20 protein-coding genes and 1 riboswitch are annotated in these 23492 nt (G+C 68.3%); of the genes, 9 read left to right on the forward strand and 11 right to left on the reverse strand.

Translation table 11 applies throughout. From position 1 onward, the window contains the following. Positions 1–84 precede the first annotated feature (84 nt). Both LW840_RS13935 and LW840_RS13940 read right to left on the reverse strand, forming a co-directional pair. On the reverse strand, positions 85–546 hold the full coding sequence (locus LW840_RS13935) for an OsmC family protein (protein WP_291277194.1): 462 nt from the start codon (positions 544–546) through the stop codon (positions 85–87). Positions 547–556: 10 nt separating this feature from the next. Then, complete coding sequence (locus LW840_RS13940) at positions 557–1462, reverse strand: sulfurtransferase (protein ID WP_291277195.1); 906 nt, start codon at positions 1460–1462, stop codon at positions 557–559. Between the two features lie 210 nt (positions 1463–1672). Here LW840_RS13940 and LW840_RS13945 point away from each other — a divergent pair, with 210 nt between their 5' ends. The 4 genes from LW840_RS13945 (at position 1673) to LW840_RS13960 (ending at position 4625) form a co-directional block, all read left to right on the forward strand. Further along, positions 1673–2797 (forward strand): hypothetical protein, encoded by a 1125-nt coding sequence (locus tag LW840_RS13945; RefSeq protein WP_291277196.1) that lies wholly within the window; start codon positions 1673–1675, stop codon positions 2795–2797. Between the two features lie 78 nt (positions 2798–2875). Further along, entirely contained in the window at positions 2876–3808 is a 933-nt protein-coding gene (gene bla, locus LW840_RS13950) for a subclass B3 metallo-beta-lactamase (RefSeq protein WP_291270234.1), read from the forward strand. A 79-nt stretch (positions 3809–3887) separates the two neighbouring features. Next, entirely contained in the window at positions 3888–4229 is a 342-nt protein-coding gene (locus LW840_RS13955; RefSeq protein WP_291268656.1) for a hypothetical protein, read from the forward strand. Positions 4230–4283: 54 nt separating this feature from the next. Beyond that, on the forward strand, positions 4284–4625 hold the full coding sequence (locus tag LW840_RS13960; protein WP_291261243.1) for a (2Fe-2S) ferredoxin domain-containing protein: 342 nt from the start codon (positions 4284–4286) through the stop codon (positions 4623–4625). 131 nt (positions 4626–4756) lie between these two features. On the opposite strand, the gene LW840_RS13965 is transcribed toward LW840_RS13960, so the two are convergent. Together LW840_RS13965 and LW840_RS17610 are read right to left on the reverse strand one after the other, a co-directional pair. Continuing rightward, entirely contained in the window at positions 4757–5599 is an 843-nt protein-coding gene (locus LW840_RS13965) for a zinc metalloprotease HtpX (RefSeq protein WP_291261242.1), read from the reverse strand. A 235-nt stretch (positions 5600–5834) separates the two neighbouring features. Continuing rightward, on the reverse strand, positions 5835–6251 hold the full coding sequence (locus LW840_RS17610) for an HNH endonuclease signature motif containing protein (protein ID WP_343213691.1): 417 nt from the start codon (positions 6249–6251) through the stop codon (positions 5835–5837). A gap of 22 nt (positions 6252–6273) precedes the next feature. Between LW840_RS17610 and LW840_RS13970 the strand changes: the two genes are divergently transcribed. Then, positions 6274–6585, forward strand: coding sequence for a hypothetical protein (locus LW840_RS13970; protein WP_291261241.1), 312 nt, complete (start codon positions 6274–6276; stop codon positions 6583–6585). Positions 6586–6588: 3 nt separating this feature from the next. Next, positions 6589–7296, forward strand: a complete 708-nt coding sequence (locus tag LW840_RS13975; protein WP_291268655.1) for a GNAT family protein — start codon at positions 6589–6591, stop codon at positions 7294–7296. Between the two features lie 18 nt (positions 7297–7314). Here LW840_RS13975 and LW840_RS13980 read toward each other — a convergent pair whose 3' ends face one another. Genes LW840_RS13980 through LW840_RS13990 form a run of 3 tightly spaced genes read right to left on the reverse strand, consistent with a single transcriptional unit; the run spans position 7315 to position 11461 of the window. Beyond that, complete coding sequence (locus tag LW840_RS13980; protein ID WP_291277197.1) at positions 7315–9027, reverse strand: amidase family protein; 1713 nt, start codon at positions 9025–9027, stop codon at positions 7315–7317. Positions 9028–9029: 2 nt separating this feature from the next. Continuing rightward, positions 9030–10031, reverse strand: a complete 1002-nt coding sequence (locus LW840_RS13985) for a c-type cytochrome (protein WP_291277198.1) — start codon at positions 10029–10031, stop codon at positions 9030–9032. Next, positions 10028–11461: a Type 1 glutamine amidotransferase-like domain-containing protein gene (locus LW840_RS13990; protein WP_291270237.1), complete on the reverse strand. Its 1434-nt coding sequence runs from the start codon at positions 11459–11461 to the stop codon at positions 10028–10030. Before LW840_RS13990 ends, LW840_RS13985 begins: the two co-directional genes overlap by 4 nt. A gap of 319 nt (positions 11462–11780) precedes the next feature. Here LW840_RS13990 and LW840_RS13995 point away from each other — a divergent pair, with 319 nt between their 5' ends. Further along, complete coding sequence (locus LW840_RS13995; RefSeq protein WP_291268588.1) at positions 11781–12203, forward strand: four helix bundle protein; 423 nt, start codon at positions 11781–11783, stop codon at positions 12201–12203. A gap of 12 nt (positions 12204–12215) precedes the next feature. On the opposite strand, the gene LW840_RS14000 is transcribed toward LW840_RS13995, so the two are convergent. Further along, positions 12216–12941, reverse strand: coding sequence for a TVP38/TMEM64 family protein (locus LW840_RS14000; protein ID WP_291268589.1), 726 nt, complete (start codon positions 12939–12941; stop codon positions 12216–12218). 127 nt (positions 12942–13068) lie between these two features. Continuing rightward, positions 13069–15873: a M14 metallopeptidase family protein gene (locus LW840_RS14005; protein WP_291273873.1), complete on the reverse strand. Its 2805-nt coding sequence runs from the start codon at positions 15871–15873 to the stop codon at positions 13069–13071. 398 nt (positions 15874–16271) lie between these two features. On the opposite strand from LW840_RS14005, the gene LW840_RS14010 reads away from it, so the two are divergent. Beyond that, on the forward strand, positions 16272–16754 hold the full coding sequence (locus LW840_RS14010; RefSeq protein WP_291277199.1) for a hypothetical protein: 483 nt from the start codon (positions 16272–16274) through the stop codon (positions 16752–16754). Positions 16755–16865: 111 nt separating this feature from the next. Here the strand turns inward: LW840_RS14010 and LW840_RS14015 are convergent, their stop codons facing one another. Then, on the reverse strand, positions 16866–19298 hold the full coding sequence (locus LW840_RS14015) for an ATP cone domain-containing protein (protein WP_291270240.1): 2433 nt from the start codon (positions 19296–19298) through the stop codon (positions 16866–16868). 205 nt (positions 19299–19503) lie between these two features. After that, a riboswitch (cobalamin riboswitch) is annotated at positions 19504–19704 on the reverse strand. Between the two features lie 293 nt (positions 19705–19997). Between LW840_RS14015 and LW840_RS14020 the strand changes: the two genes are divergently transcribed. Beyond that, positions 19998–20489: a hypothetical protein gene (locus tag LW840_RS14020; RefSeq protein WP_291277200.1), complete on the forward strand. Its 492-nt coding sequence runs from the start codon at positions 19998–20000 to the stop codon at positions 20487–20489. A 36-nt stretch (positions 20490–20525) separates the two neighbouring features. Here the strand turns inward: LW840_RS14020 and LW840_RS14025 are convergent, their stop codons facing one another. Beyond that, entirely contained in the window at positions 20526–23465 is a 2940-nt protein-coding gene (locus LW840_RS14025) for a prolyl oligopeptidase family serine peptidase (RefSeq protein ID WP_291277201.1), read from the reverse strand. Between the last annotated feature and the right edge of the window lie 27 nt (positions 23466–23492).

A 23492-nucleotide genomic window follows, 5' to 3' on the forward strand; every position in this document is an offset into this window, starting at 1 on the left:
CACCGGGCAACAGAAAGGCCCACCGTTCGTCGATGGGCCCTCCTCACTCACCTATCGGTACGCGTCCATGCGCGCAGCGCACGCTCACCCGCCGTTGAGCTCCAACGTCCAGGTCACCGGCATGTGCGGATCGAGGCTGTCGCGCACGCTGCAGTACTTCGTGACCGCCAGCTCGATGGCGCGCTCGGCATGCTGCCGCTCCACCTCGGCGCCAATGATGCGGTAGTGCAGCTTGATTGCCGTCACACGGCCCGGCACGCCGGCAAACCGCTCGCCCTCCACATCCACACTCAGCGCCTGCACCGGCGTGCGACGCTTGGCGAGAATGTCCACCACGTCCACGCCCGTGCACCCCGCCAACGCGCACAGCAGCGTGTCCACGGGCGAGGGGCCGGTCTCGCCACTCGCGTCCATGCGAATGGCCGGCCCGCCGCTCTGACGCTGGCCGTCGAAGCGATGCTCGCCCGCCCACGTGACCGAGACCTTGGCCGGCGGCTTGCCCACGACGGGCATGGCGGTGGTGTTCTTCAGCGATTCACTGCTCATGTTGAGGCCCTCATGGCTGCTCTCCCTTGCGAATAGGCGCCCGCACGGCGTTCCCCCACTCGGTCCACGAGCCGTCGTAGTTGCGCACGTTCGTGTACCCCAGCAGATAGGTGAGCACGAACCACGTGTGGCTCGAACGCTCGCCGATACGGCAATACGTTACCACGGAATCGGCCGAACGCAGCCCCAACTCGCCTTCGTAGAGCGCCCGCAATGCCTCGGCACGCTTGAAGGAGCCGTCGGCCTCGGCTGCCTTGGCCCACGGCATGCTGCGGGCGCCGGGAATGTGCCCGCCCCGCAACGTGCCCTCCTGCGGGTAATCGGGCATGTGCAGCTTCTCGCCGGTGTACTCCTGCGGTGACCGCACATCCACCATGGGCAATCCCGCCTGCATGTGCGCTTTCGTGTCGGCGAAGTAGGCGCGAATGCGCATATCGTCGCGCGCGTGCGCCACGTACGGCGACGGCGCGAACGACGGCCGCTCCTGCGTGGTCGGCCGCCCCTCGGCCAGCCACTTCGCGCGCCCGCCGTCGAGCACGATCGTATTGTCGAAGCCGAAGAGCTGGAACACCCAGAAGGCGTACGTGGCCCACCAGTTGTTCTTGTCGCCGTAGAACACCACGGTGGTGCCGTCGTCTATCCCCAGCCGGCGCAGCAGCGCCTCGAAGCCCTCACGCTGCAGGTAGTCGCGCTCCACCTGGTCGTTGAGGTCCACGTGCCAGTCCAGCTTCTGGGCACCGGGGATGTGCTCCACGTCGTACAGCAGCACGTCCTCGTTGCACTCCAGCAGGCGGAGCGACGGGTTGGACAGGTTGGCCGCCAGCCAGTCGGTGCTGACGAGACGCGCGGGATGGGCGTAGCCCTTGGAGACGATGGCCGGGTCGGGGAGACCGGGCAATGCGGAGACGGGAGACATATTCGAACGCTAAGGTGTGCGTGCGGAAAAACCAGCGCGGAAAGGGTACGCCTGCGGCGGGCACGACAAGGGAGGGTGCAGGAAGCAGGGGATCAGGGGGCAGGCGGAAGACCTGCTCCCTGCCCCCTGACCCCCTGCCCCCTGCTCCCTCCCTTGTCACAAAGCGGCGCGCCAAAGGCGCGCCGCGCACCATCACGATAACTTGGACGTATGCAGACCCCCGGTACCGCCCCGATCGTGGACACCGGCGCCGCCATTGCGTACCGGCTGTTCGATGTGGGCTACTCCATCAACCTCGAGCGCGCCCTCGACCTGCTCGCCACCAGCGGTCCGGAACGGGTGCGCCCCGTGCGCGGTGAGGGGCAGGCCCTGCAGATCTCCAACCCGCCCATTACCGTGCTACTGGGCGCGGAGTCGCTGCTGGTGGGCGACGCGGCACACGAGGTGGAGCTGTCGGCGCGCATCTTCGATTTCGGCGTGGTGTCGCTGCGCGTGAAGGTGCGGGCGCCGGCGAACTGCTCGTGGGACGCCTTCACGCACTTCGGCCGCCGCCTGCATCAGCACCCCGCGATCACCGCCATTACGTCACAGCAGCTGCGCCTGCTGACGGATCGCATCAGGCCGGCAGTGGAGCGGCCGCAGCTTGCCGATGTGCACGAGGACTACACGGTATTTCGCGTGGCGCGGGTTACCGGAACCGATGGCGTGCCCTACAGCGCCGACGCGCTGCTGCAGCTGGACGTGGTACCGGTGCTGCTCAACGAGACGCGGCCCCTCAGCCCGGACGCGAAGCGTGAGCTGCTCCCCCACCGCTTCAGCTACTACGGCGATGACCTCGCCATCGTGACGTGGGACAGCGCGCTGGTGGTGGAACCGGGCGAGCAGGACACCGATCTGCAGTACATCCTCGAGTTTGCCAACGCGCAGCTGCTCGAGCTGCGCTTCTACGACGCCCTGCTCGACGCCGAATTGCCGAAGTTGTACGACGATATCGAGGCGGCGCGCGCGCGGCACGCGGTGTTTCCGGGGCGGCGCTTCGCGGCGCTGCTGCAGCGGTTGCAGGCACAGGTGGCCGACAGCACCGAGCTGGTGGAGCGGGTGGAGAACGCGCTCAAGGTGACGGACGATGTGTACCTCGCCCGCGTGTACTCGGCCGCGCTCGAACTCTTCCGCGGGCGCGCGTGGCGCGCGGGGATCGACCGCAAGCTGGCCATCCTGCGCGACACCTACGCCATGCTGAACGGCGAGGCCCAGGCGGCGCGCAGTGAAACGCTGGAAATCGCCATCGTGCTGCTGATCGTCCTCGAAGTCATCATGGGGCTGGCGCGACACTGACGCGGTGGCACACGCCGTGCCCACCGCTCCATAGGTTAACGCCCCGCAGCCCACCGTCTCGCTGTTCTCCCCTGCCTGATGCCGACCCATCGCATTCCGTACCTCCTGCTCACTGCCGGCGTAGCCGTGGCTCTCGTTGCGGGGCGCGGCCTCGCGCAGCCGAAGGTGGCACCGCCGGTCGATCTCACCGTCACGCGGTGCGATGCGTGTGCCGAGTGGAACGAGCCGCAACGCCCCTTCCGTGTGCACGGCAACACCTACTACGTGGGGACACGCGGGCTGAGCGCCATTCTCGTGACCTCACCGGCTGGCCACGTGCTCATCGATGGCGCCCTCCCCGAGTCGGCGCCGCTCATTGCCGCGAGCGTGCGGGCGCTGGGCTTTCGTCTCGAAGACGTGAAGGTGCTGCTCAATTCCCACGCGCACTTCGACCATGCGGGCGGTCTGGCGGCGCTCCAGAAAGCGTCGGGGGCGCAGGTGGTGCTGCATCCGTGGAGCGCGAAGGTACTGCGCATGGGTACGTCGCTGCCGGACGACCCCCAGTTCGGGGTGTACCTGCCGTTTCCCGGTGTGCGGGCCGACCGCGAGGTGCGTGACGGTGAAGTGGTGCAGGTGGGTGCGCTCGCGCTCACGGCGCACTTCACGGGGGGGCACACCCCCGGCGGCACCACGTGGACGTGGCGCTCGTGCGAGGCGGACACGTGCTGGGACATGGTGTACGTCGACAGCCAATCGGCCATCGCCGACGACACCTTCCGGTTCTCGCGCAACAGTCGGTATCCATCGGTCCTCGCGGACTTCGCGAAGGCCCACGGGCTCTTCGAGCGCATGCCGTGCGACGTGGTGCTCACGCCGCACCCGGGCCTCTCCGAACTGTTCGAGCGGCTGGCGAAGCGCGAGGCCGGCAGCACGACGGCGTTTCGCGACCCTGCCGGCTGCCGGGAGTACGGCGCCTGGGCCCGGGACCGGCTGGCCGACCGATTGAAGAAGGAGGCCGGGGGGACGCGGTAACGCTTCGTTCATACTCCCCCTCGTGCCGGGCGCGCCGTGTAGATTGCGGAAGCAGACGCCTCCTTCTCCTTCCGTTCCCATGGACCTCGACCGCGATACGCTGGCGTCCGCCATAGTCGGGACGGGCGGGGCCTGGCTGCTTGGCTCGGCGCTCTACCAGTCCCGTGCCGGGCGACTGAACGCCGCGCAGCTCCAGGGTCTCGTCTTGGCGGGAGTCGGGTTCCTCATGAGCGCCGGCGCCGCGCGCTGGCTGCAGCACACCGGCCCCCGGGGCATCGCGGTGTCGCTGCTGGGAACCATCTTCGCCATGCGCGGCATGTATCTGCTGGTGCGGGAGCGTGCGGCCAGGCGGGGCGCGCACCCCGGCGCGCCGCCGCCGCGCGGGGCCGTTCGCCCACCCGAGCCCCCCACGTCAGACTAAGTCCGCGCCCCGCGCCGATTCGAGAGGAACTGCAGGTTGGCTGTCTTGCCGGTGATGGAGCCCTATTCCCGCCACGTGCTGGTGTGCACTGGCGGCTACTGCACGGAGAACCGTGCGGGACGCGCCGTGTACTCCCGGTTGGCGTCGCTGCTGCAGCAGCATGGCCTGCTCTTCGGCCCCCAGCGCATCAAGCGCAGCGAAGCCCCCTGCCTGGGCGTCTGCAGCGGCGGGACCATCGTGGCCATCTACCCCGAAGGCGTCTGGTACCACGGCGTGACCCCTGAACTCATGGAGCGCATCGTGGTCGAACATCTCAAGCACGGGCGCGTGCTCGAGGAGCATGTGTTCCACCGGCTGGAGTTGTCTGCTCCTCCACCGATGGACCCTCCAGAGTAGGTACGTGCCGCGTGGAGGTCGGAACTGACAACGGAAGAAAAGGGAAAAGGGAGAAACGAGATGCCTGTCCCGTTTCTCCCTTTCCCCTTTTCTCCCGATCTCTGTTCCTCTCACGCCCCTTCAACTCCGGTTCAACGGACCGACGCAATCTCCTGCAGCGCCGCAATCCGCTCCTCCGTCGGCGGATGCGTGCTGAACCACTTGCTGACCCCGCGCAGGCTGAACGCGGCCAGCGGGTTCACGATCGCCAGCGGCGCGGCATTCGGGCTCACCTGCATCGGGATGCGGCGGGCGCCCATCTCGAGCCGGCCCAGCGCACTCGCCAGCGCCAGCGGCCGGCCGCAGATCTCCGCGCCCACCGCGTCGGCCTTGAACTCGCGCTGCCGGCTGATGGCGAACTGGATGACCATGGCAATGATCGGCCCAATGATCATGATGGCGATCGCCACGATCGGGTTCGCGCTCTCCTCGTCGTCACGGCCGCCGAAGAACATGGCAAACTGCGCGATGTTGCCGATGGCACCCGCCATGGTGGCCGCGATCGTCTGCAGCAGCATGTCGCGGTTCTTGATGTGCGCCAGCTCGTGCGCAATGACCCCCTCGAGCTCCTCGCGGTTCATCATGCGCATGAGCCCCTCGGTTACGCACACCACCGAGTTTTCCGGGTTGCGCCCGGTGGCAAAGGCGTTGGGCTGGTCGTGCGGCGCGATGGCCACGATGGGCATGGGCAGCCCCGCGCGCTGACGCAGCCGGTCGACCATGGCGTACAGCTCGGGCGCCTGCTGCGCGTCCACGATCTGCGCGTTGTACGAGCGCAGGACCATCTTGGACGAGCCCCAGTACATGAACAGGTTCATGCCCGCGGCCATGACCAGCCCCATGATGGCGCCAGTTCCGCCGCCCAGCATCTGGCCGATCAGCATGACAAGGCCGGTCAGGCCGGCCATGAGAACGAAAACCTTGATGTTGTTCATCGTGTGTCGAAGGTTGCGGTGTTGCGTAGCTTCTCGGGGAACGCGACCGGCGGACGCGAAAAAGGCGAGCCTTCGCACGAACGACCGCGGCCGCCGGGGGCGGTCATGGTGCCTCGTGTGAAGGTCTCGCCTGGTGCATGCTCCACCCGACCGGACCGTGCCGCCCGCACCCCAAGGTGCCGGCGACAGTCTTGACGACCCGGCCGCACGAACGGCGTACCGCCCGCCCGCGTGGCTACTCCCCTTCCAACTCCGAATTGTCGGTCCCGCGGTCCTGCATCTGCAGAAGTCTAGCGATGGCCTCGGAGCTGCGCAGCCCCCGGACCCCCTCCACGAGCTCCGTTGGGGCACCTGCAACGCCCCGGCGCGCGAGCTCCTCGGCCACCGCCTTCAGATGCCGTGGCCATACGTACCGCGCCAGGGCGAAGAAGTTCCGGCGGGCCTCCGGTTCCTCGGCCAGAAACTGCGCCAGCGGGCGGCCCCCCTTGCGAGCGTTGCAGCCCCTGCAGGCCGTTACTAGGTTGCCCGGGGACCCATCGCCCCCCCGCATCCGCGGCTGGACGTGGTCTGCGCTCAGAGCGTCCGGCTCGAAGACGAGGCCGCAGTACACGCAGCGGCCACCGTCGCGGGCAAACAGTGCTGAGCGCTTCATCGCCGTCCTTCCCCCGTCTCCCGTGAACCTGCCCGATCGCGGTCGGCGCCTCGTGCTCGAGCGCCTGACCAAGTTCTTCGACACGGAAGAGAGTGTCGAGACGGTGGACGATCTGCCGCCCCGCCTGACCTTCAAAGCCCTCGAGGCCTTTCGTATGTCGCGTTCCCGTGAACGAATTCTGACCAACCTGGAAGAGATGTACCGCGAAGCCTTCGAACGCGCCAAGGAGACGGGCGACCCGGCGCAGATGGCCGCGCTCGATTTCTCCTATCGCCGGGAGCAGCTGTACTTCGAGATCCTGCTGGACGTGCGCGACGCCATGGAGAAGCGCTAAGGGATGTCGGCCGCGCCCGCGTCCACCGGCGGCGAATCGCTGGCGGGCTGGACGCCGCGCCCCCGCCCCGAACGCGTGGTGCTCACGGGGCGCTACACGATACTCGAGCCGCTCGACCCGCCACGCCATGCGGACACGCTCCTGGCGGCATCGGTTGCGCCCGGCGCCGAGGAACGGTTTCGCTACCTCTGGGACACGCCGCCCGCGGACATGGCGGCATTCATGGCCTGGGCGCACCGCGCGGCGGGGACCGACGATCCGCTCTTTTTCGCCGTCATCAATCGGGAAACGGGGCGCGCCGAGGGGCGACAGGCACTCATGCGCATCGACGCCGCCCATGGCGTGGCCGAGATTGGCCACATTCTGTGGGGACCGGCCGTGGCGCGCACGCGGGTGGCGACCGAGGCCTTCGCGCTCATGGCCGGCTACGTCTTCGATACGCTGGGCTATCGCCGCTTCGAGTGGAAGTGCGACAACCGCAACGCGCCTTCCAAGCGCGCCGCGCTGCGCTTCGGCTTCACGGCCGAAGGGGTCTTCCGCAAGCATCTGGTCATCAAGGGGCAGAACCGCGACACCGCCTGGTTTGCCATGACCGACGACGACTGGCCCGTCGTACGCGGCGCGCTCGCGGCGTGGCTCGCCCCCGACAACTTCGACGCCAACGGCGCGCAGCGGCGGGGACTGTCGGCTATTCGTGCTGCCGCGCGGTAACCGGCGAGACCGCGTGCATCACGGAAACCCCGCCGGCGCACGCCGCTTCTTCGTGGCCTGCTCGAAAGCGTACGCCAGCCCCACGAGCCGCGGCTCGGCGCAGGCCCCGGCGGTGAAGGTCACCCCGAACGGCGCCGGCCTGGCGTCGAAACCGGCGGGATAGGGGGTCGTGACCGGCAGCAGCGCGTACGGCACGGTGATGCTCGGATAACCCGGGCGCGCCGCAATGTTGGCGCTGCTGGCGCCGGGGAAGAGCAGGGCGTCCAGGCGCTCGCCCTTCAGCACGACATCCAGCCCCTCCGTCGCGGTGAGCCGCAGGTCCTTCCGGCGGTCGGCCTCGTACTTCTCGCGGTCGAGCCGCAGGTCGATCTCGTCGGAGATGTCGAGATTGGCCTGGCCGTACTTGATGGCGCCGGCACGCTGATGCGCGATGTTCCACTGCCGCAGCGCGGTGAGCGATGGCAGCGGCGCCTTGTCGCCCAGGGTGGTCAGCCACGTGTTGAAGTCGCGCTTCATGCCGTACTTGAGGACGCTCGAGCAATTCGCATCCTGTCCGCGGGCGTTGTCGAGGCCACTGCACGGATTCCAGTCGAGCAGATTGTCGTCGGCCTTCGGGGCAACAATGCTGGGAATCACCACCGGATCCACGATCGTCGCGCCCTGCGCGCGCAGCACCGCGATCACCTCATTCATCACGACCCGCTGCGCCGGCGTGAGACCGCCACGAGGCCGGGTGCTGCCCCCCGACACCACGCTGTCGTAGAAGAACGCGCGCGGAATGCCGATACGGGCGCCCTTGAGTGCGGCCGCATCGAGAAACGTCGTGTAGTCACGATTGGCGGGCGGCGTGCACGTCGTGGTGGCCGCATCGTTCGGATCGGGGGTGGCCCCTTCCATGGCCCCCAGCATGATGGCCGCGTCGGAGACCGTGCGCGTCATGGGGCCGGGGGTGTCCTGATCGGCCGTGATGGGAATGACCCCGTGCCGGCTGATGCGCCCCACGGTGGGCTTGATCCCCACCAGCATGTTGGCGTGCGCAGGTGAGAGGATGGAGCCCGAGGTTTCCGTGCCCACGTTGCCGGCCCAGAAGCTCACGTTGGTGCCGATGCCGCTGGAGGAACCGCCGGTGCCCAGCACGGCGCGACCGTCGTCGAAGCCGGGGCGCGGATCGGGGCGCGGATCCCACGGGTTGAGTCCCTGTCCGTTCACGGCGTTGTAGTTGCCGGGCATGCCGCTGGCCACCCAGTTGGCCAGTTCCGTGAGCTGCGCCTTGGCAATGATGATGGCCCCGGCGTCGCGCAACTGCCGCGTGAGCGTGGCATCGTAGGGCGGTACGAGATCCGCGAAGGCGAGCGCGCCACCGGTGGTGCGCAGGTCGCGGGTAAGGATGTTGTCCTTGAGCGCCACCGGAATGCCGTGTAGCGGGCCACGCACCTTGCCCTGCGCGCGTTCACGATCGAGGGCGTCGGCGTCGGCGAGCGCACGCGGATTCACCGTGATGGTGGCGCGCAGTGTCTGGTCGTAGGTGGCGATGCGCACGAGATACTGCTCGACGAGCTGCCGCGACGTTACGCGCTTCGCGCGCAGCGCGGCCTGCAGGTCGGCCATGCTGGCTTCCACCACGGAAAACGGCGCGGTGGTTCGGGGCTGGGCGCCCAGCGGGGTGCTGACGGTGCTGATGACACACCCCAGCAGCGCGGGCGCAACACGCATGATACCGGCACGATGCATGGCTACTTCCTCGTGGAACGCGAAGGGGACAGCGAACCGACATAGGCCGCGAGGGCCACCATGTCGTCGATCGTGAGCGAATCCACCACCGCGTACATGGAAGCTGCGGTGGAATCGCGACGGGTGCGGGTGCGGAAATTGATCAGCTGGCGCAACAGGTTGGACGGCGAGCGCCCGGCAATGGGTGGGACCTCGCCCACCCCGCGCAGCTGTGGCCCGTGACAGGCAGCGCAGCTGGTGGCGGCACCGGCCGGGCCGCGGTTCGCCAGCCGTCGGCCCCGCGCCACGCTTCCCACGGGCACATACGTCGTGTACCGCACCCACGGGTCGCGCAGTTCATGGCGTTCGAAGGATTCCGGCACTTCGATGAGTCGGCCGGCGAGGGGTTCCGTTCCCGTGCCGGCGTAGGCATAGAGCAGGCCGGCGATGCGCGTGGTGGGCACCTGCGCCACCTCCCGCACCACATTGCGCCGCGTCAGCGGCAGGCGCGCGTAGTAGCGGGCGGCGGCCCGGATGTCGTCGTCGCTGGGGAAGCCGCGTGCCACGGTGTGCATGGGACCGGTGGCGGCCGCCGGGTTCGCGCTCTGTCGCGTGCCGTCGCGAAAGGCCCGTACCTGGCGCACGGCGTACTCCACGGGCAGGCCGGCCAGCGTCCCGTTTTCCGGGCGCCCCTGTCCGTCCGGAAGATGACAGAAGCCGCAGGCGCGTCCCTCCGGGCGCACGCCGTATTGGACCGGCGCCGGCATGGGAGGATGCTGCCACGGAAACCAGTCGGGAATGTCGAACGCATTCGCGACCTGTGGTCGCGTGTATCGGCGAGGGGAGTTGGGCACCCGATGCCGCGTGATGCTGTCCACGACCGCCGGAGGCGACCCCTTGGGGGGCGGAGGCGACGTGGGAAAGGCCCACGCCGGCACCACGAAGGGCGGCGCTCCGCCTTGTGCCCCGAGCGGCGACGCCACGGTCACCGCGAGCAGTACGGCAAGCCGCTCGCCGCGCCTCACTGGGGCGGCTCGAGCACGCGCTCACTCAGCTGCATCGCCATGGCGCGGGCGTCGGCCGTGCTGTCGTTACTCAGCACCATGATCACCAGCCGCTCGGCGGGATAGCGCACCCACGCGCCACGCATGCCGTCGTCGGTACCGTACACGGCTTGGCGCACCCGGCCGTTCACGGTGTCGATGCGGAACGGCGCGGGCGGCGTGTAGCTGTCACGTGCCCCCGGGCGCACCGGGAAGCGTCCCAGTTCGAAGCGATAGAGATCGTCCACATTCGCGGTCCAGTCGCCGCTCACGCTGTCGTACCGGGTGCGCTGCATGCCCCCGGTGCCCAGCACGCGCCGAATCACCGCGGGGGTGATGCGGCCGCTGCTGTCGGGGGTGAGCGAGGCGCTGAGCACGCCGCCCATGCGCCCGAGGCGGAAGAGCGGGACCGCCGTTTCCGGCGTGAAGCGCGGGGGCAGGGCCACACCGTAGGCGCGGTTGAGCAGCACCTTGCCATCGCGCGCCACCAGCACGGCCAGCCCGCCGCGTACGCCGTTACCGTAGCTGCCGAAGAGCGCATCGAGAAACGCCCCATCGAGCCGCGACGTTGACGCCGCGCGCGAAAGGACCCGTCGCGCCCCCAGGTCGAAGCGGTCGCCGGGAAGCAGCGTGAGGAACGGCCGCCCCGGATCGGTGAGCTCGCGGGCGTTGTACACGAACCCCTTGCCGCGGCCCATGAGTTCGGCCGTGTCCCCGCGCACCACCCACGCCGTGCCTTCGTCTTCGGAGATGGCCAGCAGATCGCGACGACGCACGATGAGCGAATCGTGCAGGTCGGGGAGCCGCTCGCGCGCCACCACATGCTGATCGATGGCGGTATTGCGCAGGTAGCCGAAGCCCGTGAGATACTCCGGGTGATTCATGATGCGATTGTCGTTCGACGGCGCCCCGCGAATGAGATAGCTGGCGAGAATGCTGGCCCCCGCCGAGGAGCCGCCCACCACGCCACCGCGCGCCAGCACCGCCGCGAAGGCCCGCTCGCTCTTCGTGCCGCTGTAGGCGTTCACCAGGCGGTAGTGACGCCCGCCGCCAAACCACACGCCGCGCGCGCCGGCGATCCTGGCCACGAAGCTGTCGGCATCGGCCACCGCCTTGCTGGTGGTGTGATACACCACCACGTTTTTCGCGCCCGCGGCGCGCAGCCCGCGGCCCACGGTGCTGACGTCGATGGAGTCCCCACCGGCGGTGGGCACTTCCACGATGAGCGCGTCCGGGCCACCGGCCAGTTCGATGAACTTGGCAAAGATCTCGGGGCCCTGTTGACCGCCGCCGACGACGAGGACGGAGCCGTTCTCCGGCCCCACGCGAGGAGCCGCCGATGGACGGGGGGACGGCGAAGGCTTCTGGCAGGCGGCCAGGGCAGTCAGGGAGACAAGAAGCGCGTTGCGCATGAGAGGCCGGAAAAAGGAGATCCCGGGATTCTACGTGCCGTTGTCTCCCGCCGCTGGCCACGGCGCCACCCCTGACCCTTCACACACGACCCCCAACCCGGAACGGGTCGGCCGTCAGTCGATCGCGCCAGTCTTGCCGGCAACGTCGCACGACAGTCGAACGCCCCCATCCCTCCTCGAACGCCCCGCACGACTGACCGCGCCCCCGTTCAGGGTACGGGGGCGTAGGTGCAGGGTGGTGGGTGTGTAGGGCGTCGGAATGACACCATGGACGAAGCCGTGGTGTCACGCTCACGGTTTGCTGCTGCCATCGTGGGTCATGCAAGACTTCCGGAAGCTCCTCGTATGGCGGCAGGCGCACGATCTGGCGGTGGCCACGATCCGAATAACGGCACGCGTTCCCAGGGGCAACGCGGAGCTGGTGTCACAAGTGCGCCGGGCTACCGCCTCGATCGGTGCGAACATCGCCGAAGGCGCACAGCGCACGACCAGTTCGCAGTTCGCGCACTTCCTTGGCATTGCCCTCGCGTCGTTGGCCGAGGCCCACAATCACATACTGCTGCTGCGCGACGCCCAATTGATGAACCCCGCGCACGCCCAAGATCTGCTGGCGAAGATCGATCGGTTGCGCCCCATGCTGCTCAACCTTCAGTCACGGGTCCGCACTGCCGCCACCGTCACCGGCGCATCCCGACGCCCCCACACCCACCCACAGCCCTCCACACACGACCCCCAACCCTGAACGGGCGTGCCGTCAGTCGGCAACGCGTTCACCTTGCGCCATCACCGCCATGTTCTCTCTCGTCTGCGCCTCCCGCAGCGCCGTCTGCACGATGCGCGTGACCATCACGGCCAGCACGATCGCCGCGCTCACCCCCATCCAGAGCATCCACGACGGAATCGCGCCCGCCCCCGGCGTTTGCGCGCCGGCCTGCCCCACGGCGGCATAGGTGGCGATGGTGGGAATCATCCCCAGCATCGCCAGCAGGAAATGGGGCAGCGACACCGACGTGACGCCCATGGCGTAGTTCGTCAGCACGAATGGCGCGATCCCCGACAGGCGCAGCAGGAACATGAGCTTGAGCCCTTCCTGTCCAATCACGCGGTCGACGATCTGCAGCGTCTGATTCCTGGCGATCTGCGCCGAGACCCACCCGCGCAGCACCGTGCGCCCCAGCGTGAAGGCTATCGCGGCGCCGATCGTGGACCCCATGAACACCAGCATTGAGCCGCGCGCCAGCCCGAAGACCGCCCCGCCGGCAATGGTCAGCAGGAACGCCGGCATCATGCACACCGTGGCCAGCACATAGCCCGCCACGAAGGCCGCCGGCGCCCACGCGCCCAGCGAATTCACCCAGTCCGTGAACGCCGGCATGTACGGCGAGGCCAGTTTGCTGGCCCCGAGGCCAAGCCCGATCGGCACCATCATGCCGGCCAGTTTCGTGGCCCGGGAACCGATGTCGCGGAGGGTGAGCGGCATCCCGGAATATAGTGGAGCCATGAAAGAAGCCGCGGAGAACGCTGATGCGGTTCTCCGCGGCCTCCGTTCCTCCGGGCGCTCCGTGCGAGCGGTTCAACCCCACCGCCCGCTCACACGGAGTCAGGGGTTACTGCATCGCGTTCGCCGGCCGCTTGAAGCCACCGTCGAGGGCGTTGAGGAACAACTTGTACGTACCGTGCGCCTGCGAACGGAACAGGATCTCGGGGCCGTACAGCCAGATCGACCCCTTACCCACGGTGGCTTCGGCCATGGCCACCCCGTCCTTGAGCAATTCCTGCCCCCACGCCCAGCCGGAGAGCAGCGGCGCGGTGTTGTCGAAGGTGGCGAGTACCTTCACGCCCTTGGCTGCCGCATCGGCGCCCAGCTTCATTACCGGGCTGTTGTCGAACATCACCGCCGGCCGTGGCGCCATCCCCGCCGCAATGGTGGCACTCGTGTCGAGCTTCACCTCGAGCACGGAGCCGGGGATGTAGTACTTCTCCCCCGGATACGGCCGGCCGTTGGCGTCGGCGAGGTGATTCTCGATGGGCAGCCCCATGGCCTTGCCCAGGCCAATGGACGACCCGATGGCCACGATGCGGCCGCCTGCCTCCACGAACGCCTTGAGTGCCGGCACCGACTTGTCACCGGAAATGCGCCCCAGCTCCTTGCGATACTCCGCCGGGATGAGCGTCGTGTCGGGGGAGCCACCGAAACCGCGACCGGCGCCGGCCTCGCTGAACATGCCATCGGTGAACACCAGCACGTCGTACTTGGCCTTGAGATTTCCCGCGTCGACTTCCTGTGGATACACCGTGGTGTAGCCGAACTCGAACTTCTCGAGAATGAGGCGCGTCCAGCCGCTCGGCATGTTGCCGCCGTAGCGATCGATGAGCCCGATGCGCAGCGGCTGCACGGCCTGCGCGCCGCTGGGCTTGGTGTTGGCTGCGGCGAAGTTCACGCCGAGGTCCTTGGCCGCGAGGGCCACGACCCGGTCGGCCGCGCCGCCGGCGGGGATGAACCACGAGCCGGCCGGCCACGTGGCATTGCCGTCCTTGAACTCGGTGGGCAGCCGCTGCGCCTTGACCTTCACCCGCGCGAGACGGTTGGCCACCGTGTTGCCATCGTTCACGCCGGCGTGAATGAAGTAGCCGGCCTTCCCCTTCGCCACCGTGCCCGCGGGCATGGCGGTGATACCGGTGACCTTCTCGAACTGCCCCGTGAGACCACCATCCAGCACGCGCTCGAAGTCGACGCCCATCTGGAAGGCGAGCGTCCACCCGGCGTTGTCGTACGGCGGGATTGGCGGGCCACCCGGATAGCGGAAGTCATTCGGATGATCCTGCGGCTCGAACATGTCGAGCACGTGCGAGCGGAACGCCTGGTCGGTCTTGATGACCCACGAGCCGGCCGGGAACTGCTTGCCGTTGGCGCTGAAGGGCGCCGTGGCCTTGTGCACGTCGATGCCCGAGTACTGCAGCGCGCGCACGAACTTGGTGGCGGTGGGGAAGTCCTGCTGCGCCGCGCTCAACACGTACGCGCGCGGATCGCGGTTCTCGGGCTTCTTGAGCTCCGCCATGTAGCGATCGTTCGCCACGGCGTTCATCACGTTGGGCGCCACACCGCCGCCGCGCGGACCACCGGCGCGATTCTCCGCCGCCACCGTGCCGCGGTCTGCCTGGATCTTCGCCGCCATGGCGGCCACCCGCTTGGGCGAGATCGTCCAGGTGTCCTTCTGCCCGGCCTTGATCTGGTCCTGCCCCATGACCCAGCGGTTGAACAGGAACGTTTCGCGGTAGCGCGAGGCCAGGTCCAGGAAGGCGTAGTTGGCGCTCACCGAGTAGTCGATGGACTGACGGAAGTGCCACACCTGCGGCTCGATGGGCATGGGCAGCCCCGCCGAGCGCACCTGCCGCTCGGGCACCAGCGCGATGCGCATGGGCGTGGGATTGCCGATCGTTTCGGTGAGGATGCCGATCTGGTTGTGGTAGTAGCCGGTGGTGCGAAGCCCGCCGTTCCACCACGTGCTGTAGTTCGAGCCGGCGCGGAAGGTGAGCCCCGGCTTGTGCTCGAGCACGAAGCGATGGTTGAGCGCCGCGCCCACGAGATCGAGCCCGGTGATCATGGCCGGGTGGAACCAGAAGTTGGCCGGGTCCCGGTACGGCGGCGCCGCCATGACGGTGCCCGTGGGGCCGGTCTGGTGGTGGTTGTACATGATCTGCGGGTGCCACTCGATGAACAGCTGCGAGGACATGTTGCGCGTTTCGGCCAGCGCATTCATGTAGGAGTCACGGTTGTTGTCGTGGCCCGCATACTTCTCGTACAGCCGCGGAATGGTGGCCGTGGTGCGCTTGAGCTTGTCGCTCTCCTTCATGTACCAGTTGGTGACCAGCTCCATGCCGTCCGGATTGGCGTGCGTCATGAGGATGACCACGTCGTTCAGGATGCGCACGGTTTCGTCGTCGGTGCGGCTGGAGAGCTGCCAGAGCGTCTCCATGAGCTGCTGCGCCCCGAGGACTTCGGTGGCGTGCAGGCCCCCGTCGATCCAGAAGATCACCTTGCCTTCCTTCGCCATGGCGGCCGCCGCGGCGGAGTCCACGCCGTCGGCCTTGGCGAGCTTCGTGGAGATCTCCTTGTAGCGGGCGAGCTTCCGGTGATTCTCGGGGCTCGTGACGATGGCCATGATCTGCGGGCGGCCTTCTTCGGTGAGGCCGATCGTGTCGAGGGCCACGCGGTCGCTTTCCTTCGCGACGGTGATGAACCACTGGTGCAGCTTGGTGTAGTTGGGCAGCTCGTAGTCGGCGCCGATGCGGTGGCCGAAGAACTGCTCCGGTGTCGTGCGCTGCTGCGCGTGGGCGGTGAGCGGCAGCACCGCGGCCATGAGCAGCGCGGCAGACCAGGGGCTCACGCGCCGGCGATGCGAACGGGGCATCAGAGACATGCGGGGGCGGGTGGAGGGAGGGGACAGCGGCCCCGGCCTGAGAGGGGGCGGGACACCGTTAAGCTACGAGTGGGGAGGGGGACTCGTTGGCCGGGGGCCGGGGAAGGTCCGGAGGGTTGGGGGCGCCCCTCGAACAGCGACCGGTCCGTGCCGCCGGGTGAGCGACTGACGGCTCATCCGTTCAGCGTTGAGGGTTGAGCGTGAAGGGTCCTGGGTTGGTGTAGCATCCACCCAGAACCCTCCACCCATGACCCTCAACCCTGACCGGGGCTGCTGTCAGTCGCCAACCAGAGGTCGCGGGCCGGCTCGCCCAAAGGCCCCGGGATCCATTGCTCGCCCGGACCGGTATAACTTCCATCATTCTCCACCCTCTCACCCAATATTCCGATATGCTGAATCGCGCCATGTTCGCGGCCGCGGCCGCCGTCGTTCTTGCTGCCCCCGCCTTCGCGCAGCCCACGCAGCCGCCCGCCAAGAAGGACGACCACGCGGCGATGCACGCCGAGCACATGAAGCAGATGCAGCACGGCAAGGACGCCAAGGCCAACGCGTGGAAGGAGTTGGATGCCTATCACGGCCTCATGATGGCCACCTGGCACCCGGCCAAGGACAAGAACGACATGGCGCCCACGCGCGGCATGATCGGCACCATGGTCACGTCGGCCAAGGCCGTGGCGGCTTCCAAGGCCCCGGCGGCCTGCCAGAAGCCGGAACTGCAGAAAGCGCAGGCGGGGCTCGTTGGCGAGACCGAGAAGGTGCAGACGCTGGTGAATGCCAAGGCCGACGACGCGGCGCTCAAGACGGCCATGAGGGCGCTGCACGACGCCTTCGAAGTGCTCGAGGAAGGGTGCAACACCGGCATGAAGCACTGACCTGGCCCGACGCAAGACTCAGAACCCGAACGCCCGTCTCGAGACTGATCAGTTTCGAGACGGGCGTTCGGGTTTTGAGTTACGGGTCGCGCCTAGTGCGACGCGACGATGTCACACGATCTCGCAGGCCCCGCCGGCGCACGCGACGGTATCGGCGAGCGTGGTCATGTCCGTGCCTTCCCAGAGGGCGGTGTAGTCCACCGGGCTGTAGACCAGCGCGTTCCACTTGGCCATGTCCATGTCGGTGGTCACCTCTTCGCGCGGCGCCTGCGCGTACACCTTGTCGCCTGTTTCGCGCAGCAGCGAGATGCCGGTGAAGTAGCCGCGGTTCTCGAAGATGAACTGCTGCACCGCGTCCCACTCGTCGTCGCGTACGGTGACCGTGTTGGAGACGTTGTGGTGCAGGCCGGGGTTGTACGACTCATGGCGACGGCCGGCCACCACCCAGTGTTGCTGCACGAGGCGTACGTACTCGAGGAACTGCACCGCGCCCACATCCTTGCGCAGGATGGCATCGGTCGGCGCGGTCACGGGGAAGGTGATCACGTCGGTCGTGTCGGGGTCCCACGCCGACGCTTCGGTCATGTGCGGGTTGTTGAGCTTGAACCACTGGTACAGCGGCTCGGTGCGCGCCGCCTGCACGCGGCGGAAGTAGTGACGCGCATGATGCGGGTGAATGCCAGACCCGGCACCCAGCACCAGGCTGGCCGTGCCCTCGGGCTTTACGCAGGTGATGCGCGCCGCGGCGGGTATGCCGAGGTGTTCGGCGATGGCCGCGTTGGTGTCGAGGCACTCCCGGGCACCGCGCTCCAGCACGGCCGGGTTGAGCAGCAGCGACGGGCGATCGAGGATGCCGCAGATGGACACGCCGAGCAGCGATTCCCGCTCGTTGATGTAGCGCGTGGCGGCGCCGAGGTAGCCGATGTTGGTGTAGGCGGCCTGCAGCGTGCCCAGCAGCGCCGCGGCGCGGCAGCAGGCCAGGAAGCCGGCCTCGTCGTCGCAGGCGTTGGCGTTGATGGTGGTGAGGTTGCACATCTGCCAGCCGCTCACCTTGCTCCCCACCGGCACATCGGGCATGCCGTACTCGGCGAGCTTCGTCTGCGCCGCGTCGTCCACGACGGCGAAGGGCGCGAGACCGATCTCCACGCACGGGTTGGCGCCGTACTCGACATCGTCCACGAAGTAGAAGCCCGGCTCGCCGAACTCCTTCTGCAGCTCGAAGAGGCGCGCGAAGTCCTGCTCGGTGTGCTGGTGGCGTACGAGCACGGCCGAGTTGTTGGACTTGCCGCGCTGCGGGTTGGTCTCGAACCAGTTGCCGGTCTTGGCCGCCGCCATCTCATCGTCGTCGGCCGAGAAGAGGCAGATGGTGGCCGAGCGACGGATGCCGCCCGAGAGTACCGCCACGGCGACATGCATGAGGATGTCGTACACCTCGATGGGGCGCAGCGCGCGCCCGGACACCTGGTCGAGCATGCGCTCGACGGCCGACAGCGCCTTCTTGAGCGGGATGTGCCCGGGAGCGCGCCCCCCCGAGGTCTTGAGGGGAGAACCGCGACGACGGATGCCCGAGTAGTTGAACTCGATCTTCTTGTTGTCGAGGTAGCTGCGCATGAGCGCATCGAGCGCATCCGCCCACCCCTCGAGGGTGTCGCCCACGGTGTAGTGCACCACCTCGAGGTCGTTTTCGGCGCCGCGCACCGGGAAGTGCGGCAGCTGCGCCACGTGATGCTTCTGCACCGAGAAGCCCACGCCCGTGCCCGACATGAGGAGGAAGAACGCTTCCTTGAACGCGTCGAGGCGGTTCATGTGCGTGAACGCGCAGTTGAACATGCGCGCGTTGTTGGCCTCGATGGCCTGCCCGCCGAACTGCAGCGAGCGCATGGAGGGGAGGATGGCGCGCCGCTGCAGCGCCGCCTCCGTTTCGTCGATGAGCTCGCGCAGCGGACGTCCGCCGAAGCCGGCCACGGGGAGGTCGAGCTTGTCGGCGAAGTGCGCGCGGTGCATGTCCATGACGCGCGTGAACGCCTCGGCGGGCGTTTCACGGCGGCCGAGCTCTTCCCGGTAGCGCGAGTAGCGCGAGAGGAAGATGTAGTCCTGGAGTCCATTCTCGCCGTGCGCGGCGAGGCGCACCTGCGCCCGGGCGGCGCGGTAGATGACGTAGCGCTTGGCCACGTCCCAGTGCCCGCGCGCGGCGATCATCATTTCCACGATGTCCTGCACGTCTTCCACCGTGGGGGTGCGCTCGAGCGCCTTGCGCTCGACGGTGTTGACGACGAGCTGGGTGATTTCGCAGACGTCGGCGAACTCGGTGAAGCCGAGGCCGAAGCGGTGCGCGGCGTCGTTGGCGTGCGGGTTGGGGGCATCGTCGTGGCGCGAGGCCCAGAAGGCCAGGGCGATGGCGCGCGTGATGCGCTCCGGATCCCACGGCGCCCGGCGGCCATCGCGCTTGACGACCTCCGTGATGGCGCGCACCCCGGCGGCATCATAGCCCCCAAAGGTCGAACGGACTTCGGATGCGGTGCGCGGTGCGACGGACGTGCTCATTCAGTGTCTCCAGAGGGGAAAAAGCCGGACAGTTGCACACCCCCCGAGGATGTTCCCGTGGCCGGTGGTGCCCGCGGCATCGCGGGCACTACAAAGGCTCCCGGCGATGTCTTGCGGGGAGCCCGGACGGGACTGCGCGCACTCGGCGGCAACTCGCCCGTCGGTGCGGCACAGCAATCCCCGGCGAACCCTCCCTCGAGGGGGCGCGCGGACTCGTGGCGATGGCAGGTCTTCTGGCTTGGGATTCGTCCTCGGAAGCGGCCTTCCCGCGCCGGACACGGCGCAGTGGCGGAAAGCTTCCTCGTCGTCCCTTACAGCGGCGGGGCCGCCCCGGAATCGCACCGGGTTCCCTCTTAGCCACGGCTCCTGGGGAAGGAAGCCGGGGACCAGCGCCTATGTGGTGGAACTCGTGCAAGAACGGTACGGCCCCTTGCCCGGCCGCACACGTGCGGGCGAGCAAGGAAGGCGCAACTTCCGGTATTTGCCCCGGGGAGTCAAGAGACAGTTTGACCGCTGGCACCTGCACGCGGGGCGGCGAAGGCGGGGTGTCACACGTTACGGCTGAGCTCGCGGGGAACCTCCCATTGAGATTGGGAGCTTCGTCTCATTGTACCGACCCGCGATCTGTCACCACGACGGCGCGACCAGGGATGGCCCCACGTCGCGCGCCACCGACGCAGGACTCGAGAGGGATGCCCCATGTGCAGCACACTCCGGAAGGATCTGGTTGGCCTCATGGTGCTGGTGCTGGCGCTGGTGCTGGCGCTGGCGACACACGCCCCCTCCGTCGAAGGGCAGGGCGCGGTGGCCACACGCCCGCCGGCGGCCACCCGGGTGGAATACGTCCTGGTGGAAGGTGCCGACTACGCCTTCAAGAGCCCGCCAACCGTGAACAGTGGCGTGGTGGCCTTCAATCTCGTGAATGTCGGCCAGGACCTGCATGCCATGGCGCTGCTCGAACTGCCCAGCAATCACACGCTGCGCGAGTTCCTCGACATGTATCAGAAGAAGGGCATCATTCCCCCCTGGATGCCTACGCTGGGCCAGACCGCCACGCTCGCGCCAAAGCAGGAGACATTCCTGACGGCCCGCCTCAAGCCCGGGCGCTACATCCTGGCCTGTCTCATCCCGGGGCGCGACGGCCGAGCGCATACGGAAAAGGGGATGGTGCAGCTGATCACCGCGAAGTGATCAGCCGCCCGTCAGCGGCCCCGCAGGCGCCGCTGATCACATCGCGATCTTCTTCCCCTCGAGCTTCTTCTTCTGCTCCCGCAGGTGCTCCTCGGTCTTGAGGCGGGGGATGCCGTTCTTGAGCCACTCCGGCGCGGCCTGCCCCTTGAGGTAGGTATCCCAGTACTCCATGAGCCGCTGGGAGTAGTCCTTGCGGTTCTTGAGCTGCGCGAGGCCGTGATTCTCGCCCACGTACTCCAGCAGGATCACGTCCTTGTTCATCTGCCGGAGCGTGTTGTAGTAGGTGATCCCCTGGTTGAAGTCCACCGCGCCATCCTTGTCGTTGTGCAGGATGATGAGCGGCGTCTTCACCCGGTCGGCGAAACGATTGGGGGAGTTGCGTTCGTAGGCGTCACGGTGCTCGAGGAAGTTGCCCTTGAAGCGTCCCTGCGAACTCTGGAAGATCCCCTGATTGGCGCTGCCGGTGTTCCAGTACACCGAGCTGTACATGCTGATCATGTCGGTGAGCGGCGCGCCGGCCACCGCACTCTTGAACAGGTTCGTCTGCGTGACCAGGAACGACGTCTGGTAGCCGCCCCACGAATGCCCATGCAGCCCCACGTTCGCGCTGTCCACCACGCCGGTCCGGATGGCGGCCTTCACGGCCGGGATCACGCTCCACACGGCGCTCATGCCCGGGTCGTTGATCTTGTACACGATGTCGGGGAGGAACACCGCATAGCCGCGTGAGGTGTGCGCGCCAATGAGGGCGTTGGGGGAGCTGCTGAAGGTGGGCGACGAGAAGCTGTGCAGGTTGTCCGACTGCAGCTCGTAGATGAACGTGAGGGTGGGGTACGCCTTGCCCTCCTGGTAGCCGGCCGGCAGCACCAGCACGCCCTGCAGCGAGTCGCCCTTGTCGGTGACGTAGTCCACCAGGCGGGCGCCGGGGCTCCACGCCACGCCGTTCATGCGGGGGTTGGCGTCGGACAGCTGCACCGAATCGGCGATGGCGCCGCCGGCGAAGGTTACGCGCCAGTAGTCGGGGAAGCGCGCCGCCGTCTGGATGCTGGCCACCCACACGTCGGCGTTCTTCGCCTTCATGGGGGCGTGGCGGGCGTCACGCCAGCCGGTCAGCGCCACCGCGCCGGGCTTGGCGGCGTCGATGCGCACGATGGCTTCCTTCTTGGTGCGGGCCTGCAGCGCCGCCATGAAGATCGGCTTCGCCAGGTCGATGCCGCGCTCGCGCGCATCGGTCACGAGGCGACGCGCATACCGGATGCGCTGGGCGCGCCCGTTCACGGTGAGGTTGGTGAACGAGGTGCCCGTGAGCCCCACGCGCCACACGTCGTAGTTGTCCTGCAGCAGCACGAAGCGGCTGTCGCGGCTGAAGCCCAGGAACTGCGTGGGGGGACGATCGACGTTGTGGTCGTCCTCGGTGTCCACGAAGGTGACCGGCGCGTTCTTGGTGATGGTGGTGGTCGCCTTGTTGGCCACGTCGTACGCCTGCCAGTGGCCGTCATCCCAGTACACCACGGTCCGGCCATCGGGGGACAGCTGCGCCTGCGCGCGCGCCTCCTTCCTGACCAGCGTCTTCTCGCCGGTGCGGGCGTTCACCAGCCAGATGTCGCGGCGCTGGATGCCGTCCACGCTGCTCTGGCGTTCGTACGCGCTGTTGTCGCTGCCCAGCAGCCACGCGTCACGTGCCCCCAGCGCGCCGGTGCGCACGCGCTCGTCAGTGAGTTGCACGAGGGCGTTGGTGGCCGGCGTGTAGATGGCGAGGAACGAGAAGCCCTTGTCGGCCTGCTCCTGCACCAGCTGCATGCTCTGCAGCCGCGGGTCCTTGTGATGCCACAAGATGATGGACGGGCGTTCGTCGTCGTCGAGCTGCTCCGCCTTGGGCACCGGTGGCGTGGCCACGCGCAGCCCCACCACGAGCGCCTCGCCGTTCTCGGTCCACCGCGGCGTGCGATCGGGGGAAATCTCCATGCCATTGGCGGTGCCGCCGGTGCCGCCGGCCCCCACGGAGGCGCGCCGCAGCGACGGGGTGCCCACGGCGGCCACACCGAAGGCGCCCCACGTGGTGTCCGTGGCCGCGCTGTCCACCGTGCCCTTGAGATACGCGAGCGCCGGCAGCGTGTCGCTCCACGCGAGCCGACGATAGAGCGCCTTGCCGGCGTCGAGTGCCTGCACCACACCGGTGCGGAGATCGCGCAGCTGTACGCCGTTACCGGTCTGGTCGCGCGCGTCGATCGCGTAGGCCAGCCAGCGACCGCTGTCGTCGAAGGCGAAGTCGGCGACGTTGCCCACGTTGGAGACCATCTTGCTGGTGAGCTCGTAGAGCAGCAGGTCGGTGCCCTCCACGCGCCCGCCGCCGCCACCGAAGAGGTTGCCCCCCATGCCGGGCGCACCGGGCGCGGGACCGCCGCCGGCCCCACCGGCCCCGCCGGCGGGGGCATCGGGGCCGTACTGGTGCATGGCAATGGCCAGCGGCGCCTCGCCGCCGAAGGCGAAGCGGCGCACGCGCTCGAACTCGCGCGCCTGCCCCGTGGCAAGCTCCACCAGCCGCAGCTTGCTCTGCACGGGGCGGCGCTGCTGCCGCAACCGCTTCTGTTCGGCGGCCGTGGGATACACGAGCATGGCCGCCCACTTGCCATCGGCGGAGAGCTGCAGCCCGGCCGCCCCGCCACCCCCCGGCCCGCCGGCCGCGGCGGGGGGCTCACCAATGGGGAAGCGGTGCACCGTGCCGCCCGCCGTGGTCTGGCGCACGATCACCTCGGCGTCGCCCTCGTTGGGCGCCACGATGTAGGCGAACCAGCTGCCGTCGTTGGAGAGCGCCGCGCTGCGCAACGACTTCCAAGCGGAGATGTCGGCGGCGGTCATGGCACGTGGCGTGCCGGAGGGGGCTGACTGAGCGGGCAGGGCACCGGCGGCCAGCAGCGCCGCGGTGAGCGTCAGTCCACAGGACAGCGCGCGCGGGCGCCAAGCGGACGAGGGCATCGAAACTCCGGGTTGGGGACCCCCGAA

It is taken from the genome of Gemmatimonas sp. (assembly GCF_021298855.1).
Classification (GTDB): domain Bacteria; phylum Gemmatimonadota; class Gemmatimonadetes; order Gemmatimonadales; family Gemmatimonadaceae; genus Gemmatimonas.

What these genes read in the sequence shown, in the direction of transcription:
- LW840_RS13945 (WP_291277196.1), top strand. Translation starts at nt 1,673, where the DNA reads ATGCAGACCCCCGGTACCGCCCCGATCGTGGACACCGGCGCCGCCATT.
- LW840_RS14025 (WP_291277201.1), bottom strand. Translation starts at nt 23,465, where the DNA reads ATGCCCTCGTCCGCTTGGCGCCCGCGCGCGCTGTCCTGTGGACTGACG.
- LW840_RS13940 (WP_291277195.1), bottom strand. Translation starts at nt 1,462, where the DNA reads ATGTCTCCCGTCTCCGCATTGCCCGGTCTCCCCGACCCGGCCATCGTC.
- bla (WP_291270234.1), top strand. Translation starts at nt 2,876, where the DNA reads ATGCCGACCCATCGCATTCCGTACCTCCTGCTCACTGCCGGCGTAGCC.
- LW840_RS13990 (WP_291270237.1), bottom strand. Translation starts at nt 11,461, where the DNA reads ATGCGCAACGCGCTTCTTGTCTCCCTGACTGCCCTGGCCGCCTGCCAG.
- LW840_RS14005 (WP_291273873.1), bottom strand. Translation starts at nt 15,873, where the DNA reads ATGCCCCGTTCGCATCGCCGGCGCGTGAGCCCCTGGTCTGCCGCGCTG.
- LW840_RS13995 (WP_291268588.1), top strand. Translation starts at nt 11,781, where the DNA reads ATGCAAGACTTCCGGAAGCTCCTCGTATGGCGGCAGGCGCACGATCTG.
- LW840_RS13935 (WP_291277194.1), bottom strand. Translation starts at nt 546, where the DNA reads ATGAGCAGTGAATCGCTGAAGAACACCACCGCCATGCCCGTCGTGGGC.
- LW840_RS13980 (WP_291277197.1), bottom strand. Translation starts at nt 9,027, where the DNA reads ATGCATCGTGCCGGTATCATGCGTGTTGCGCCCGCGCTGCTGGGGTGT.
- LW840_RS17610 (WP_343213691.1), bottom strand. Translation starts at nt 6,251, where the DNA reads ATGAAGCGCTCAGCACTGTTTGCCCGCGACGGTGGCCGCTGCGTGTAC.
- LW840_RS14010 (WP_291277199.1), top strand. Translation starts at nt 16,272, where the DNA reads ATGCTGAATCGCGCCATGTTCGCGGCCGCGGCCGCCGTCGTTCTTGCT.
- LW840_RS13965 (WP_291261242.1), bottom strand. Translation starts at nt 5,599, where the DNA reads ATGAACAACATCAAGGTTTTCGTTCTCATGGCCGGCCTGACCGGCCTT.
- LW840_RS13960 (WP_291261243.1), top strand. Translation starts at nt 4,284, where the DNA reads ATGGAGCCCTATTCCCGCCACGTGCTGGTGTGCACTGGCGGCTACTGC.
- LW840_RS14020 (WP_291277200.1), top strand. Translation starts at nt 19,998, where the DNA reads ATGTGCAGCACACTCCGGAAGGATCTGGTTGGCCTCATGGTGCTGGTG.
- LW840_RS13955 (WP_291268656.1), top strand. Translation starts at nt 3,888, where the DNA reads ATGGACCTCGACCGCGATACGCTGGCGTCCGCCATAGTCGGGACGGGC.
- LW840_RS14000 (WP_291268589.1), bottom strand. Translation starts at nt 12,941, where the DNA reads ATGCCGCTCACCCTCCGCGACATCGGTTCCCGGGCCACGAAACTGGCC.
- LW840_RS14015 (WP_291270240.1), bottom strand. Translation starts at nt 19,298, where the DNA reads ATGAGCACGTCCGTCGCACCGCGCACCGCATCCGAAGTCCGTTCGACC.
- LW840_RS13975 (WP_291268655.1), top strand. Translation starts at nt 6,589, where the DNA reads ATGTCGGCCGCGCCCGCGTCCACCGGCGGCGAATCGCTGGCGGGCTGG.